The sequence below is a fragment of the Thalassospira indica genome, from assembly GCF_003403095.1.
Taxonomy (GTDB): Bacteria; Pseudomonadota; Alphaproteobacteria; order Rhodospirillales; family Thalassospiraceae; genus Thalassospira; species Thalassospira indica.
Window position 1 is genome coordinate 2,227,894 of the sequence record NZ_CP031555.1, and the last position, 13,993, is coordinate 2,241,886.

Annotated in this window: 14 protein-coding genes; 6 read left to right on the forward strand and 8 right to left on the reverse strand. The window is 54.7% G+C overall.

Annotated features, from left to right (window positions below; translation table 11 throughout):
• Nucleotides 1–18: 18 nt before the first annotated feature.
• Nucleotides 19–717, reverse strand: a complete 699-nt coding sequence (locus DY252_RS10485) for an alpha/beta hydrolase (RefSeq protein WP_064790414.1) — start codon at nt 715–717, stop codon at nt 19–21.
• A 540-nt stretch (nt 718–1,257) separates the two neighbouring features.
• On the opposite strand from DY252_RS10485, the gene DY252_RS10490 reads away from it, so the two are divergent.
• Nucleotides 1,258–2,595: an MATE family efflux transporter gene (locus tag DY252_RS10490; protein WP_064790415.1), complete on the forward strand. Its 1,338-nt coding sequence runs from the start codon at nt 1,258–1,260 to the stop codon at nt 2,593–2,595.
• 112 nt (nt 2,596–2,707) lie between these two features.
• On the opposite strand, the gene DY252_RS10495 is transcribed toward DY252_RS10490, so the two are convergent.
• Nucleotides 2,708–3,187 (reverse strand): Lrp/AsnC family transcriptional regulator, encoded by a 480-nt coding sequence (locus tag DY252_RS10495; protein WP_008891470.1) that lies wholly within the window; start codon nt 3,185–3,187, stop codon nt 2,708–2,710.
• A 473-nt stretch (nt 3,188–3,660) separates the two neighbouring features.
• On the opposite strand from DY252_RS10495, the gene DY252_RS10500 reads away from it, so the two are divergent.
• Nucleotides 3,661–4,161, forward strand: coding sequence for a GNAT family N-acetyltransferase (locus tag DY252_RS10500; protein WP_063087257.1), 501 nt, complete (start codon nt 3,661–3,663; stop codon nt 4,159–4,161).
• A 4-nt stretch (nt 4,162–4,165) separates the two neighbouring features.
• Complete coding sequence (locus DY252_RS10505; RefSeq protein ID WP_008891472.1) at nt 4,166–4,612, forward strand: Rrf2 family transcriptional regulator; 447 nt, start codon at nt 4,166–4,168, stop codon at nt 4,610–4,612.
• Nucleotides 4,613–4,703: 91 nt separating this feature from the next.
• Here DY252_RS10505 and DY252_RS10510 read toward each other — a convergent pair whose 3' ends face one another.
• On the reverse strand, nt 4,704–6,569 hold the full coding sequence (locus DY252_RS10510; RefSeq protein WP_064790416.1) for a DEAD/DEAH box helicase: 1,866 nt from the start codon (nt 6,567–6,569) through the stop codon (nt 4,704–4,706).
• A 211-nt stretch (nt 6,570–6,780) separates the two neighbouring features.
• On the opposite strand from DY252_RS10510, the gene DY252_RS10515 reads away from it, so the two are divergent.
• Nucleotides 6,781–7,341: a hydrolase gene (locus DY252_RS10515; RefSeq protein ID WP_063087259.1), complete on the forward strand. Its 561-nt coding sequence runs from the start codon at nt 6,781–6,783 to the stop codon at nt 7,339–7,341.
• Complete coding sequence (locus tag DY252_RS10520) at nt 7,338–8,099, forward strand: alpha/beta fold hydrolase (RefSeq protein WP_064790418.1); 762 nt, start codon at nt 7,338–7,340, stop codon at nt 8,097–8,099. The genes DY252_RS10515 and DY252_RS10520 overlap by 4 nt, the downstream gene beginning before the upstream one ends.
• A 22-nt stretch (nt 8,100–8,121) precedes the next feature.
• On the opposite strand, the gene DY252_RS10525 is transcribed toward DY252_RS10520, so the two are convergent.
• Nucleotides 8,122–8,703: a hypothetical protein gene (locus tag DY252_RS10525; protein WP_064790419.1), complete on the reverse strand. Its 582-nt coding sequence runs from the start codon at nt 8,701–8,703 to the stop codon at nt 8,122–8,124.
• A 197-nt stretch (nt 8,704–8,900) separates the two neighbouring features.
• Nucleotides 8,901–10,883 (reverse strand): DNA topoisomerase IV subunit B, encoded by a 1,983-nt coding sequence (gene parE / locus DY252_RS10530; protein WP_063087262.1) that lies wholly within the window; start codon nt 10,881–10,883, stop codon nt 8,901–8,903.
• A 295-nt stretch (nt 10,884–11,178) separates the two neighbouring features.
• On the opposite strand from parE, the gene DY252_RS10535 reads away from it, so the two are divergent.
• The gene (locus DY252_RS10535; protein WP_064790420.1) at nt 11,179–11,607 is read left to right on the forward strand and encodes an acyl-CoA thioesterase; all 429 of its coding nucleotides are present in this window, start codon (nt 11,179–11,181) and stop codon (nt 11,605–11,607) included.
• On the opposite strand, the gene DY252_RS10540 is transcribed toward DY252_RS10535, so the two are convergent.
• Genes DY252_RS10540 through DY252_RS10550 form a run of 3 tightly spaced genes read right to left on the reverse strand, consistent with a single transcriptional unit; the run spans nt 11,596 to nt 13,992 of the window.
• Nucleotides 11,596–12,225, reverse strand: coding sequence for a hypothetical protein (locus DY252_RS10540; RefSeq protein ID WP_129542717.1), 630 nt, complete (start codon nt 12,223–12,225; stop codon nt 11,596–11,598). The genes DY252_RS10535 and DY252_RS10540 overlap by 12 nt on opposite strands.
• Nucleotides 12,167–13,216 (reverse strand): dipeptidase, encoded by a 1,050-nt coding sequence (locus DY252_RS10545; RefSeq protein WP_082923603.1) that lies wholly within the window; start codon nt 13,214–13,216, stop codon nt 12,167–12,169. The genes DY252_RS10540 and DY252_RS10545 overlap by 59 nt, the downstream gene beginning before the upstream one ends.
• Nucleotides 13,217–13,227: 11 nt before the next feature.
• On the reverse strand, nt 13,228–13,992 hold the full coding sequence (locus DY252_RS10550) for an ABC transporter ATP-binding protein (RefSeq protein WP_064790421.1): 765 nt from the start codon (nt 13,990–13,992) through the stop codon (nt 13,228–13,230).
• Between the last annotated feature and the right edge of the window lies 1 nt (nt 13,993).

Here is a 13,993-nt window from a genome sequence, read left to right on the forward strand (position 1 = left end):
CGGATCAAACTCGTGGGGTCAGGCAAGTACCTTTGTCAAAAATCCTGCGGCAATGCCAAGGCCTTCTTCGTCAATGCCATGTTGCAGACCGGGCCTTTCATGAAGGCTGACTTCAATGCCATTGGCAGCAAGCGTTTCCTTGGCAAGACGCGATGCTTCGATCGGTACGACCGGATCGGCGGTACCATGGATAAGCACCATTGGCGGACGGGACTTGATTTCAGCGCCAAACGTCTGTTCGCCAAGCAATGCACCGGAAAAGCCGACAACACCGGCAATTTCATCATCACGCCGGGGCGCGGTTTGCAGGGACATCATCGTTCCTTGCGAAAAGCCTACCAGTGCGACCTTGTCCGCAGACACGCCATGCGTTTCCATAACGTGATCGATGAAGTCATCGACATAGGCAGCACTTTTGCGGGCACCTTCGGCCATGGCAGCAAGGGCGCCAGACATGGTTTCCGGCGCACGACGCAGGAATTCGGGATCATATTCGGCCAGACTGAACCACTGGCGTCCGAACGGCGACATTTCGCACGGGAACGGCGCGTTTGGTGAATAAAAGGTGGTGTCGGGCAGGGCGCGTGCCAGATGCGGCGCCAAACCGATCAGGTCATTTCCATCCGCGCCATAGCCATGCAGAAAGATGACAACGCTTTTGGTGGTGCCCGAGGCAGCCGGTTTGGCCGGACCAGATAACAATGTGTCGGTGCTCATGCGTGCTTTCCTGAATTTCCCTTTGCACCTGCTTAGCAATGCAGTCGACTGACCACCAGCATTTTTTGTCACAAAACCAAAGGTTCCCGGACGGCCGTGATTGCAGGAAACCCATAAACCGTCATGACCTGTGGATAACTTTGTGGATGGAAAAGCAGGTTTGGGGAAAATTATCCTGTAAAATGTCAAAAACATCAGTTTTGGTCTTGGGTGCTTATTCCTCAGTATAGATTTTTTGAGTTTTCTAATTTAAAAGATGCAGATGTTCTGTAGTTAATTTTAGTAAATAAAAACAAATAGTTATTTGATTTTCCTGTTCTTGGTGTTTGGACAGCCTGTGGCACGCAGCCGATTGCGGAGTCCGATTTGCGAAGACAATTCGCGCACAAGCTGCATGAGGCGGGACAAAAAGTTAACGATGTGGATTTTTTGGACAGCCGGTCATTAAAAGGTGCCTTTTGCCGCCTGGTAATCTGTGCCACAAGAATTCTTCCGGTTCGCCCGGATGCCCCACAGCATGATCCATAGACCGAGGTCCAAATGAACCGCACGCGCCGCTGGTTCGGCAAGGGTGATCGACGCGTTCTGGCGTTGACCCTGCCGATTATTCTTTCCAATGCGACTGTTCCGTTGCTTGGCGCGGTCGATACGGCTGTGGTCGGACATCTCGATAGCCCGCATTATATCGGGGCGGTTGCAGTTGGTGCGCTGATCTTTTCCTATGTGTTCTGGAGCTTTGGCTTTTTGCGCATGGCCACCACGGGGCTTGCGGCACAAGCCTATGGACGTCGCGATCCAAATGGCGTGCGTGCGGTATTTGCCCGCGCGGCCCTGATTGCGGTGGTTGCCGGTTTGGCGGTGATGGTGTTGCAATGGCCGATCATTGAACTGGCGATGAGCCTGATTGCGCCGACACCGGCGGTCGAGGCCGCCGCACGCGATTATTTCCATGTCCGGATCTGGGCGTCGCCTGCGACGCTGATGCAATATTGTATGCTGGGCTGGTTGCTGGCGATGCGTGACAGCCGGGCAGTGTTTATTTTTCAGGTGGTCCTTAATTCGCTGAACATCATCCTTGATATCCTGTTTGTGCAGGGGTTCGGCTGGGATGTGCGCGGGGTGGCTGGTGCCACGGTGATTGCGGACTATTCCGGTGTGGTGTTGGGCTGGTTCCTGATGCAGCCACATCTGAAAAGATTGGGTGGGACGTGGCGCGGTATTGGTCTTTTTGATCGTGCGCAACTGGCCCGGCTGATGAAAATTAATGGCGATATCTTTATCCGCACCATGGCGCTGACATCAGCCTTTGCGCTGTTTACCAGTTTCTCAGCCCGGTTTGGCGAGGTAACACTTGCCGCCAACGCCGTTCTGCAAAACTTCCTGATGTTCGGGTCATTTGCGCTTGATGGTTTTGCCCATGCGGCAGAAACCCTTGTCGGGCAGGCCTATGGCGCGGAAAAGCGCAAGCAGTTCCTGTGGGCGGTGCGCAAGACAACTGTTTGGGGGATTGTTTCAGCCGTGGTAATGGCTGCCCTGTTTGCCGCATCAGGGCCTTGGATCATTGATGCCCTGACCAGCATTCCGGAAGTCCGCACCGCATCCTATGAATATCTGATGTGGGCGGTGGTATTGCCGATTACCGGGGTCTTGGGCTTTCAGTTTGACGGTGTGTTTCTGGGCGCGATGCAAACCAAGCATTGGCGCAACATGATGTTGCTGTCAGTCGCGATCTATGCCGGGTTTGCCTGGTGGGCCGTGGTGATGGGCAGCAACCATTTTCTATGGGCTGCGTTTAACGGCTTCTTCCTGCTGCGCGGGCTGACACTGGCGGTGCTGTTCCCGACGATCATTCCCAAGCAGCGTCAGGCTGTGGCGTAGAGCGCTTTTTCGGTTCGGCACTTGCTGATCGAGGTCCCCGCCTTCACGGGGATGACGGTGGCAGATTTGGTTATTTCGCTGTCACTTCGTGATGGCAGGCATTGATCCGATGTTAGTCGGCGTCAGCAACCGGCAGGGTGGTGCTGTTTTTGACTTCGTGAAGCGTGAAGCTTGATTTCATGTTGGCGACACCGGGCAGCTTCATCATGACTTCGGACAGGAAGCGTTGATAGGCGGCCGGGTCCGGCACTACGATGCGCATCATGTAGTCCTGATTGCCGACCATGGCATAGCAATCAACGATTTCCGGGTGTTCCTGCACGGCCGTTTCAAAGCGGCGGAGCGACGGTTCGTCATGCTGGGTCAGCGATACGGTGACGAAGACATTCACACCAAGGCGAAGATGGGCCGGGTCCAGCAGGGCGACATATTTGCGGATGACGCCACTTTCTTCGAGCTTGCGCAGACGCCGCAGGCAAGGGGAAACGGACAGGCCGACCTTGTCAGCCAGTTCGACCATGGAGATTCGACCGTCTTCCTGAATTTCACGAAGAATTTTGCGATCAATTGCGTCGAAACCGTTGCGCGCCATAGCGTGCCACACTCCTTTGGACGATAAGATAACGGGCCGAAATTCGCCCGGAGAACCGTATTTTCGGAAGGGTGGATTTTGCCAAATTCCCGACCGGGCGTACATAATTTCTGCTGCGCGATAAGCCATGACTTCGCGTTTCTGTCAATCTTTGCGTCGTCAAACGGTGCAATTTTTACGTCGAAATCCTGTATATGATCGCAATGCGGTGCAACAGATCTTAACCGCAGCGTGCATGCCAAAGACTTGCAACAGGCAAGCAATGCAAGTATGACCTTCAATTCCTTGGAATGCCTGCAGTTGTGAACATCTGCAGCGGAAGTTATCGTTGCCGTGTGCCATCCGGGCAGTGTAGTATAATCGTACCAATTTACTTATTTCGATTGTGATTATTCTCCTGCCGGGAGCCCGGGGGAGGTTGGCACTGTCTGACACTGGTCTGACATTGGCAGCCGATATACTGAAAGGCACGTATGGTGGACGCTGCGCAAAACACGCCGGGATATAACCTGGTTACAATTGGCGAGCATAAAATCAATATTCGTCCGGCGGTTCAGGCAGATCTCGCCAATGTTGTCGATCTTGATGACCGGACCACGGGACTGCGCAAGCCGGATTACTGGGACGACCTGTTTACCCGTTATGGCAACCGCAAGGATTCCCGTTTCTTCCTGATTGCCGAAGAAAACGGCACGCTTCTTGGCTGCATTTTTGGTGAAGTCCGGTCGTGGGAATTCAATTCCGTGCCGTGCGGCTGGGTTGGCACCGTTAGTGTCGAACCGGACCTGCGCATGGGCGGGATCGGTACCATCCTTTATAACGAAATCTGCCGCTGTTTCCGGAAGGCCGGGGTGACCAAAATCCGGACCATGATCCCGCGCGATGCGACCGATTTGATGTCGTTCTTCCGCGCGCAGGGCATGATGGCGGGACCATTCATCCAGCTGGAAACAGATATGGAAGAGGGGGAATAAGCCGATGATGTCTTTGCAAAAGGCGACGCTGTTTGCCCTCTATGCCGTGCTGGAACTGGCCGAAGATACCGACCGCCAGCTTTCGGCATCGGAAATTGCCGAACGTTACAATATTTCGACCAACCATCTGGCAAAGGTCCTGCGCGATCTGGGTCGGGCGGGGCTGGTTGAATCGGTTCGTGGTGCCGGTGGTGGTTACCGGTTTTGTGGCAATGCCAAGCGCACCACGCTTCTGGATGTTGTGCAACTGTTTGAAGAGGTCGGCACAAGCCCGTCCAACAGCATCGTGCAGAATACCAATGCCGGTGCGGCGCTTTCGATGGTGATGGATGAGATCGAAGAGATCACCCATGCGACATTGTTGTCGATCACCATCGAGACAATGCTGAAACTGATGCGCAAACGTCGCCCGGAAAAACCGACATCCACCGGATTGTTCCGCGCAGTTTAACGCACAGATCCAGGCACAAATACCTACCAGATAGACAAAAGGCCGTCAGATTGCTCTGACGGCCTTTTTGATTGGCGAACGCGCGGCGGGCTTAGCTTTCGCTTTCTGCCGGGGCCGGTTCTGCTGATGCCTGGGCGGTATCCGAAGCCTTGTCAGCAGCTTCTGCCTTTGGGGCAGCCTTCTTGCGCGGACGGCGCGGTGCGCGTTTTTTGACTTCCTTGGCCGGTGCAGCGTCGGACTTTGCATCGCTTGCGGTTTCGGCCGGTGCCTCGGTTGCTACTGGGGCAGCATCCTCTGCCGGTGCTTCGTCGCTGGCCTTTTTGGTCGAACGGCGCGGCTTTCTGGCCGTCGTTGATTTCGACTTTTCAGCAGCAGGCTTGCGCTTGGCCGTGGTGGTCTTTTTCGGTGCTTCTTCTTCGTCGTCAGAAGGCTTTTTGCCAAGGCTTGAGGCCGGCACTTCTGTCAGAAGGAAGCTTGGAACGTGATCGCCAAAGCCGATGACTGTTTTGTCATCGCGGTCTTCACGATCACGACGATTGTTGCGGTTGTTACGGTCATTCCGATCGTTGCGATCATTACGCTCGGTCCGATCCGGACGCTCGGTGCGGTTGCGATCAGTGTTGCCCGCGTTGTTGCGCGCGTCGCGTACCGGTGCCTTGGGGGCGTCGTCGGCGTCTTTTTGCGGTTGCGCGTCGGATTTGGCCGGGGACGGGGCGTCAGTTGCCGCTTCCTTTTTATCCGATCTTGCCGGACGGGCGGGTTTGTCGTCACGCGTATTGGGCTTGCGGCTTTTCTTGTTGCGACGCTTCTTGCCGGTGAAGTCCAACTCGAGCGTCTCGATGCCTTCAAGTTCGGTCAGCGGGATGTCCATATTGATGGATTTGTTGATCGCAGCAACAAGTTTGCCATCCTCTGGCACGGCTAGGGTAAAGGCCTTGCCATCGCGGCCTGCGCGACCGGTACGACCGGTACGGTGCACGTAATCTTCGGCATTGAACGGTACGTCAAAGTTAAAGACGTGCGAAACATCGGCAACGTCAATACCGCGTGCGGCCACGTCCGAGCAGACCAGAAGGGTGATCTCGCCGGTTTTGAACTTTGCCAGCGTTTCGGTACGTTCGCTTTGCGCCAGATCGCCATGCATGCGACCAGCATTGAAGCCGTGCTTGGTCAGCGATTTATAGAGAATGTCGACGTCTTTTTTGCGGTTACAGAACACAAAAGCGTTGCGGACATCTTCGGCGCGGATCAGGCGGCGCAGGGCTTCGCGCTTGTCGAAATCATCAATGACAAGGAGCTTGTGTTCAACCGTGGTTGCCATCGTCGAAGGTGGCGATACGGTGATTTCCTTGGGATTGGACAGGAACTTGTCGGCAAGGCGTTTGATTTCCTTGGGCATGGTCGCCGAGAAGAAAAGCGTCTGGCGCTGCTTGGGCAGCATGTTGACGATCTTTTCGATGTCGGGAATGAAGCCCATGTCGAGCATGCGGTCGGCTTCGTCAATTACAAGAAGTTTGCAATCAGACAACAGCAGTTTGCCGCGCTCAAACGTATCAATCAGGCGGCCCGGCGTCGCGATGATGACATCGGCACCTTTTTCAAGAACCTTGCCTTGCTCGGCAGCAGATTCGCCACCAATAATCAACGCCTTGGATAGCGAGATATATTTGCCATAGGTGTCAAAGTTTGCAGCAACCTGGGTGGCCAGTTCGCGGGTCGGCTCCAGAATGATGGAACGTGGCATCCGCATGCGGGCCCGGCCATGATGGAGAATATCAAGCATCGGCAGGGTGAAGCTGGCCGTTTTGCCCGTACCCGTTTGCGCACAGCCCAGAATGTCGCGTGCCATCAGCACCGACGGAATAGCTTGGGCCTGGATCGGGGTTGGGGTGTCGTAGCCGGCGTCTGCGACGGCTTTGAGGATATCTTCGCTCAGACCGAGATCGGCGAAATTCATATGGTTCGTTTTCCCGCAAAGAAATGCGTTAAGGTTAAGCGGATCGCTAGAAATCTGATTGCGTCGTAAAGCCAACCCTTAATTAAGTCAAGAAAAACGCCGCTTAATTGCCTTGGAAAACCCATTCGGCGGGCTTTGAGAGGCTTGTTTGCAACAATTTGACAGCGTAATCTGCCTCAACAGCTCATACTCGGGGAGAAAAACAGTGCTGATGGACGCAACCCGTTCAAGTTTGCTGATAATCGACGTTCAGGAAAAACTCTATCCGGCCTGTCTGGAACCGGATCAGATCATCGCCAATTGCTGTTTTCTGATCAAATGCGCCAATCGCCTTGAGGTGCCGGTGATCGTTACCGAACAGTATCCCAAGGGACTTGGTCATACGGCCAAACCGATTGTCGATCTTCTGGAAAAGCCGGGTGATGCTGCTGAGGGCGGCAATGTCGTTTCCAAGGTGGCATTTTCCGCCGTTCCGGCCGATGGCTTCATCGAAAAGATGGAAGAAAATCAGGGGCGTGATCAGGTGGTGGTTGCGGGCATGGAAACCCATGTCTGTGTGCTGCAAACGGTGATGGACCTGATCGAACGCGGTCGGGAGGTCTATGTCGTCTCCGATGCTGTGACATCGCGCAGCCAGCATGACAAGATTTTCGGTCTTGAGCGCATGCGCGATGCCGGGGCAAAGATCGTGACCCGCGAAAGCGTGATGTTTGAATGGCTTCGGGTGGCAGGCACGCCGGAGTTCAAGGAACTGAGTGCGCTGATTAAATGAGCTCGACTTCAAAGAAGGCTACCGGGCACGCCGATGGTGATGGCGTGCCCGTTGTGTTTTTGTCCGGCATGCTGGCCGATCAGCGTATGTGGCATCGGGCGATTACCGCATATGGTGATATTGACGATCCGGCCAAGCTCGTACTTAAGCCGGTATTCTGCGAATTGTTTGATCAGGATACGGTTGCGGATATGGCGCGTGCAGTGCTTGAAACCGCGCCGGATCGCTTTGCGCTCGTCGGTATGTCGATGGGGGGCTATGCAGCGTTTGAAATCCTGCGTCAGGCCCTGGGACGTGTCAGTCACCTGATGCTGGTTAATACAAGGGCAACGGCCGACAGCGAGGCGGTGCGACGTCGGCGTTTGTTGCTGTCGCGGATTGTCGCGGGCAAGACGCCGTTTGTCGCAGTCAATGACGGCATGCTTGATGAGATGCTCCACCCCGATAACCGCAATGACAATGCATTGGTTTCACTGCTGACCAAGATGGGCGATGCGTGCGGGGTGGGGGTGTTTGAACGCCAGAACCATGCGGTTGCGACCCGCCCGGATAGCATGGCGGATCTTCGCAATATTGCCGTGCCATGCAGCGTTATTGTCGGTACGCATGACCGGATCATAAGCCCTGAAAGCCACCGGGAGATGGCGGATGCGATCAAAGGGGGGGCGTTTACCATCGTCCCAGGGGCAGGGCACTATGTACCGCTAGAAGCGCCAAAAGCATTTGCCAAGGGGTTGTTGGACCTTTTGTCGCGTTAAAGCGTGACGTCTGATCAGATGCTTAACAGCCCGGGACACGGCGGGAGCAACGGTCATCATTCTGATTGCGGATATGGCGAGGGAACAGTTGGTGACTTAGCGTATCCGCACTATCGACCAGTTGGGTTTGGAAGGTATCGCTTTTGAAGCGGGCGCGGGTTTGCGAAATCACTTTATCCCCGACACAAAAGCCGAACCGCACAATGATTTGATCCGATATTCCATCCATTTTGGCCGATTGTGGCTCGGTACACATGTTGCCGCCAAAGGTCGATTGGGTAGGATTGACGACGGCAACCAACCGGTTTTCAGGTTTAAGGGTTTGCGTATCGGTGATGTCATCAGAATTGGTGATGAAGGTCAGGCGCGGCGGAAAGCCATGATTTGACAGCGCAGCGGACCATGCCGTATCGGGCAGGGTGTTGTTGGCATCGACAACGTCAAGTATCATGATCTGACTTGGTGCACCTGCGACCTTGAAGCTCTGGACTTCGCTGACGCTATAGTTTGGCGGTTCAATCAAGGCAGCGCCACATCCGCTGAGCAGTGTCAGTACACCCAATGCACTGATAGGAGCCAGTTTAAAACGGTTGCGTGTGATCATCGAATTTATCCTTTGGTGGGGCAACATTTACTGACCGAAAACATGATCCTTCAATGTGAATTTGTTGGGGCACCATGACATAGGAATACTTTTGGCATCTGCCTGTCTTAGCTGAGATAGTCGACCAACATGCTCGGGATCGAAAAAACAAAAACCCGGCGCAAAGGCCGGGTTTTGTCGGTTGTGGTGCGTGCCGATCAGACGTCAATATCTTCGACGAAGCGGGCGTGTTCCTGAATGAACTGGAAACGCAGCTCCGGCTTTTTACCCATCAGGCGGGTTACAAGGTCCTTTGTCTGTCCGCGGGCATCCGGTTCAGCCGCATCGGGCAGGGTGACACGCAAAAGCGTGCGTTTCTTGTGTGCCATGGTGGTTTCGCGCAGCTGTTGCGGCGGCATTTCACCCAGACCCTTAAATCGGGAAATCTCAACCTTGTTCGGGTTCTTGAACTCGGTTTCCAGGATAACTTCCTTTTCGGCGTCATCCATGGCGTAGATTGACTTGCCACCCTGGGTCAGGCGGTAAAGCGGCGGCATTGCCAGATACAGATGGCCGTTTTCGATCAGGCCAGGCATTTCCTGATAGAAGAAGGTCATCAGAAGGGATGCGATATGGGCGCCATCGACGTCAGCATCGGTCATGATGATGATGCGTTCATAGCGCAGATCACCCAGCCGGAAATCAGACCCCGAACCGCAGCCAAAGGCTTCGATCATGTCCTTGATTTCCTGGTTGGCCATCATCTTTTCATAGGTGGCCGATGCCACGTTCAGGATCTTGCCACGCAGCGGCAGGACGGCCTGCGTTTCACGGTCACGGGCCTGCTTGGCAGAACCACCTGCAGAGTCACCCTCCACCAGGAAGATTTCAGTGCCAGCCGCGATTGAACGCGAACAGTCGGCAAGCTTGCCCGGCAGGCGCAGGCGGCGTGTGGCCGACTGACGCTTGGTTTCCTTTTTCTCCTTTCGGCGCTGACGTTCCTCGGCGCGCAGGATGATGCGTTCCAGCAGACGCTTGGCGTTTTCGGTATCCCCGGTCAGCCAGTGGTCAAAGTGGTCACGCACTGCGGTTTCAACCAGTTTGGTCGCACCCTGAGTGCCCAGCTTTTCCTTGGTCTGGCCCTGGAATTGAGGATCGGGAATAAACACCGACAGCATGATGCAGCCGCCGCCAAAGACGTCCTCGGCGGTGATGGCTGCGGCCTTTTTCTGACCCAGCATATCGCCATAGGCCTTGATCGCCTTGGTTATGGCATAACGGAAACCGGCTTCGTGCGTGCCGCCAAGCGGGGTCGGTACGGTGTTACAGTAAGAATGGAAATAGCCTTCACCGCTTTCTGGCCAGCCGATGGCCCATTCAACACGCCCGGCACTTTCAGAAAATTTGGCTTCGCCTGCGAACGGACGGTCTGTGACCATCTCGCGGCCCTCAAGCGTCATCTCGAGGTAGTCAAGAATGCCGTTCGGGAACTTCAGGACTTCCTGCTGCGGGGTCGGGTCGTCACTGGTCAGAAGGCTTGGGTCAACCGACCAGCGGATTTCAACACCCTTGTACAGATAGGCCTTGGAGCGCGCCATACGGAAGATGGTCGCTGCCTTGAGCTTGGCGCGGGTGCCGAAAATCTCGGGGTCGGGTCTGAAAATAACGGTGGTGCCGCGACGATTGTTTATCGCGCCGCCATCCTGAAGCGGACCCAGCGGAGTGCCCTTGGAATATTCCTGAAACACCATCTTGCGATCACGGCAGACTTCAACGCGGAATTTGTCGGTTAGCGCGTTCACCACCGACATACCGACACCGTGCAAACCGCCCGAGGTCTCATAGGCCTTGCCAGAGAACTTACCACCCGAGTGCAGCGTGGTCAGGATCACCTCAAGCGCTGATTTGTCCGGAAATTTCGGATGCGGGTCGGTCGGAATACCACGCCCGTTATCGCGTACCAGCACAGTGTTGTCTGGCTGCAATTCCAGTTCGATCCAGTCGGCGTGGCCAGCAACTGCTTCGTCCATCGAGTTGTCGAGAATTTCCGCGACCAGATGATGCAATGCGGCATCATCGGTGCCGCCGATATACATACCGGGGCGTCGACGGACGGGCTCAAGGCCCTCGAGAACTTCAATATCCTTGGCGGAATAGGCTTTATCGGTGGACTGGTTTGAATCTTCAAAAAGGTCGGTCATGCCCCGGAACGCAACTTCTTTTATTGTGTTAAAACAAGGTCCAATACCGTATATCTGTTCTTCGATATTATGGTCTTGGAAGCCTCGGCGCTAAACGAGTACCATATCTTTATCGGTTCGTACCAGATGATCGGTGCGCACCGACAATAAAAATGTGTTTTTGAATCCAATGCAAGTGATGGTCGCTACTTCCGACCATAATTTTGCCGGGCTTGGACGCAGAAAACCGCGACCGGGAGGTCCAATAAAAAAATGGCGTGCCGTAACAGGCGTGCCGCCAACTGGAGTGAGCCTAATGGCGACTGAGAAAGACCAATCCCTTCTTGCGGAAAGCACGATGCCGCGCGGTGAACTTTGCACCCGAACTCTTGCCATGCCCGCCGATACCAACCCAAGTGGCGATATTTTTGGTGGTTGGTTGATGTCGCAGATGGATATCGCCGGTGGCGTGATGGCAAGTCAGGTCGCCGAAGGGCGTGTTGCGACCATTGCAGTGGACGGCATGACTTTTCATCGCCCGGTCTATGTCGGCGATACAGTCTGCGTTTATGGCGACATAGAGAAGATCGGCAATACATCGATTGTGCTGCATCTTGAATCCTGGGTGCTCCGCCGCAATCAACCGCCACGCATCAAAGTGACCGAGGCGACATTTACCTTTGTCGCGATTGACGCCGAAGGTCGACCGCGCCCGGTACGCAAGGATGAGACTCTAAGCTTGTAGTTGGTTAAGTTGCGCATCATCCCATAGCTGCATTTCTATGAATGGCTGCAGCCCTGAGTGTGAGTTGCAATCGTTTGTTGGCATACCCCATTTCTGAACTGCATCGTTCAAGCTTCTAAGTGTGAACAACGTTTTCGGAAAAGGAGGATATTGCCTGTCACTGACGTGAGCATTTTCGAAGCAACTCATGCTGTCCGAATAGGTAAAGGTAACAGTATTTTCTGAGAAACTTTCGAGAGGCAGTCGAAGGGATTTGGGGCGCATTGGATCTCGACCGTCAGCAAAGTTACCAACAAAGAAATAAATTGGCGTGCTTCGGCGTGTGGAGCCGATTAGCTTTTGACGTTCGGTTCGTAGCCACTTTTCAACAGCTAATCGACGATCAAGATAGTTTTTCTTCAGTCTTGATTGAAGTGAACATCGAATCTCAGCAAGTATCAGTTCTGCTTCTGGTCTTGGCAGGTCGCAGATATTCTGGAAACGGCCTCTGATGGGATCGTAGTTATGTGTCACGATATCAGGTACGCTATTTCCAGTTATCATCGCTGTGCCTAGTCCTTTACCAGCTTGCCTTGGCAATGCGCATGAAGTTTTCGCCCATGATTTTATCGACATCATCGGGCGAATAACCAATCGAAATCATCGCATCCGCAAGGGTAGGGAGTTTGCGTGGGTCAAAGACCGCCGCGCCACCGGCTGCCGGGCCATAGCCACTGGCGGCGGGCCAATAGAAGTCCTTGTCGACACCATCCGGGAAGTCGTTGGTCCCGACGACGGAGGGCATGGTATCAAGCCCGATGCCGACATGATCAACTCCGACCAGATCCACCGCATATTTGATATGGCGGATCATGTCCGGGACTTCCGGCGCATTTTTGGATTTAATGAAACGCTGGAAGCCGCAGATGCCGATCACGCCACCGGTATCAGCACAGGCCTTGATTTGTTCATCATCGATGCAGCGTTCATGACCACCCAGTTCCCTGGGATTGGCGTGGCTGAACACGACCGGCTTGGATGAGACCCGCATGATATCAAGCGAGCTTTGTCGTCCGGTGTGGGAGCAATCCATGATCATGCCGCTGGAATTCACGGCCTTGACCATTTCAACACCGAGATCGGTAAGCGGGATATCAATATCGTGACAGCCCCCAGAGACCGAGTTGTTGCGGTTATAGGCAAAGTGGATCTGCTTCACACCCAGCTTGGCAAAGGCCGGCACCATTTCGGGCATGTCCTGGAGCATGACCGAGCCTTCAAGATCGAAGCCTACGCCGAGCAGGCCCTTGGATTTGGCAATCGCCAGATCCTCGAATTTCTCGATCTGCATGTATTTGTCGGGGTGGGCGGCGATCTTGGCGCGGAAGGCGGCGATCACGCGCAGGATGTGGGCAACGCTGTTCATATCCATGCCGACATTGACACAGACATAGTCGATATGACCGGCAACATAGGTATCAAGCAGGTCTATCGGCGTCTTTTCATCAAGCGGCAGGCAGGCATGGGCATCCCATGTGAAAGACGGGATATGCCGGCGTTGGTAGTTGGCAAGTTTGCTGTCGGCCGGGGCGAAGGGGGTTGCGAAGCTCAGTGTGGTGGCGGAAGTCATGGTGTCTCCGTTCAGTCCCAGTCGACAAAGCTGTCGATGACAGCGCGGTCATAGCCGCCGGCAGCCTTGTAAAGCTGTTGCGAATAGGGATGTTCAAGTCTGCCATCTGCGAGTTGGCTTGCGGTGGCACGTTCAACAATACGGCCATGGTTCATAATGGCAATATCGTCGCACATATGGGCCACCACGGCGAGGTCGTGACTGACCATGATGTAGGTCAGGCCAAGTTCCCGGCGCAAGCATGACAGAAGATTAAGCACTTCGGCCTGAATAGATACATCCAGGGCCGAGGTCGGCTCATCAAGCAGCAAAATCCTGGGTTCAAGGATCAGGGCGCGGGCAATCGCGACACGCTGGCGCTGCCCACCGGAAAGCTGGTGGGGATAGCGGAAGCGGAACGAGTTATCGAGCCCGACCTGTTCAAGCGCCTGCACCACGCGCGCGTCGGAATTGCCAAGCCCGTGGATATTGACCGGTTCGGTCAGGATGCGGTCAATGGTATGGCGCGGATGGAGCGACCCGAACGGGTCCTGAAACACCATTTGCGCAAGGCGATAGAATGTCTTGTCGCGCGTGGGACCAAGTTCCTTGTTATTGACAAGGATCTGGCCTTCCCAGTCATCGACCAGACCGGTGATGGTGCGCAGCACCGTTGATTTGCCCGAACCCGATTCACCGACCAAACCGAAAGAGCCGTTCTTCGGGACCTTGATGTCGACATCCTTGAGAACGTGGTTGTCGTCAAACCAGGCATTGAGTTTGTTGATATCAATCATG

What these genes read in the sequence shown, in the direction of transcription:
- DY252_RS10485 (WP_064790414.1), bottom strand. Translation starts at nt 717, where the DNA reads ATGAGCACCGACACATTGTTATCTGGTCCGGCCAAACCGGCTGCCTCG.
- DY252_RS10490 (WP_064790415.1), top strand. Translation starts at nt 1,258, where the DNA reads ATGAACCGCACGCGCCGCTGGTTCGGCAAGGGTGATCGACGCGTTCTG.
- DY252_RS10495 (WP_008891470.1), bottom strand. Translation starts at nt 3,187, where the DNA reads ATGGCGCGCAACGGTTTCGACGCAATTGATCGCAAAATTCTTCGTGAA.
- DY252_RS10500 (WP_063087257.1), top strand. Translation starts at nt 3,661, where the DNA reads ATGGTGGACGCTGCGCAAAACACGCCGGGATATAACCTGGTTACAATT.
- DY252_RS10505 (WP_008891472.1), top strand. Translation starts at nt 4,166, where the DNA reads ATGATGTCTTTGCAAAAGGCGACGCTGTTTGCCCTCTATGCCGTGCTG.
- DY252_RS10510 (WP_064790416.1), bottom strand. Translation starts at nt 6,569, where the DNA reads ATGAATTTCGCCGATCTCGGTCTGAGCGAAGATATCCTCAAAGCCGTC.
- DY252_RS10515 (WP_063087259.1), top strand. Translation starts at nt 6,781, where the DNA reads ATGGACGCAACCCGTTCAAGTTTGCTGATAATCGACGTTCAGGAAAAA.
- DY252_RS10520 (WP_064790418.1), top strand. Translation starts at nt 7,338, where the DNA reads ATGAGCTCGACTTCAAAGAAGGCTACCGGGCACGCCGATGGTGATGGC.
- DY252_RS10525 (WP_064790419.1), bottom strand. Translation starts at nt 8,703, where the DNA reads ATGATCACACGCAACCGTTTTAAACTGGCTCCTATCAGTGCATTGGGT.
- parE (WP_063087262.1), bottom strand. Translation starts at nt 10,883, where the DNA reads ATGACCGACCTTTTTGAAGATTCAAACCAGTCCACCGATAAAGCCTAT.
- DY252_RS10535 (WP_064790420.1), top strand. Translation starts at nt 11,179, where the DNA reads ATGGCGACTGAGAAAGACCAATCCCTTCTTGCGGAAAGCACGATGCCG.
- DY252_RS10540 (WP_129542717.1), bottom strand. Translation starts at nt 12,225, where the DNA reads ATGATGTCGATAAAATCATGGGCGAAAACTTCATGCGCATTGCCAAGG.
- DY252_RS10545 (WP_082923603.1), bottom strand. Translation starts at nt 13,216, where the DNA reads ATGACTTCCGCCACCACACTGAGCTTCGCAACCCCCTTCGCCCCGGCC.
- DY252_RS10550 (WP_064790421.1), bottom strand. Translation starts at nt 13,992, where the DNA reads ATGATTGATATCAACAAACTCAATGCCTGGTTTGACGACAACCACGTT.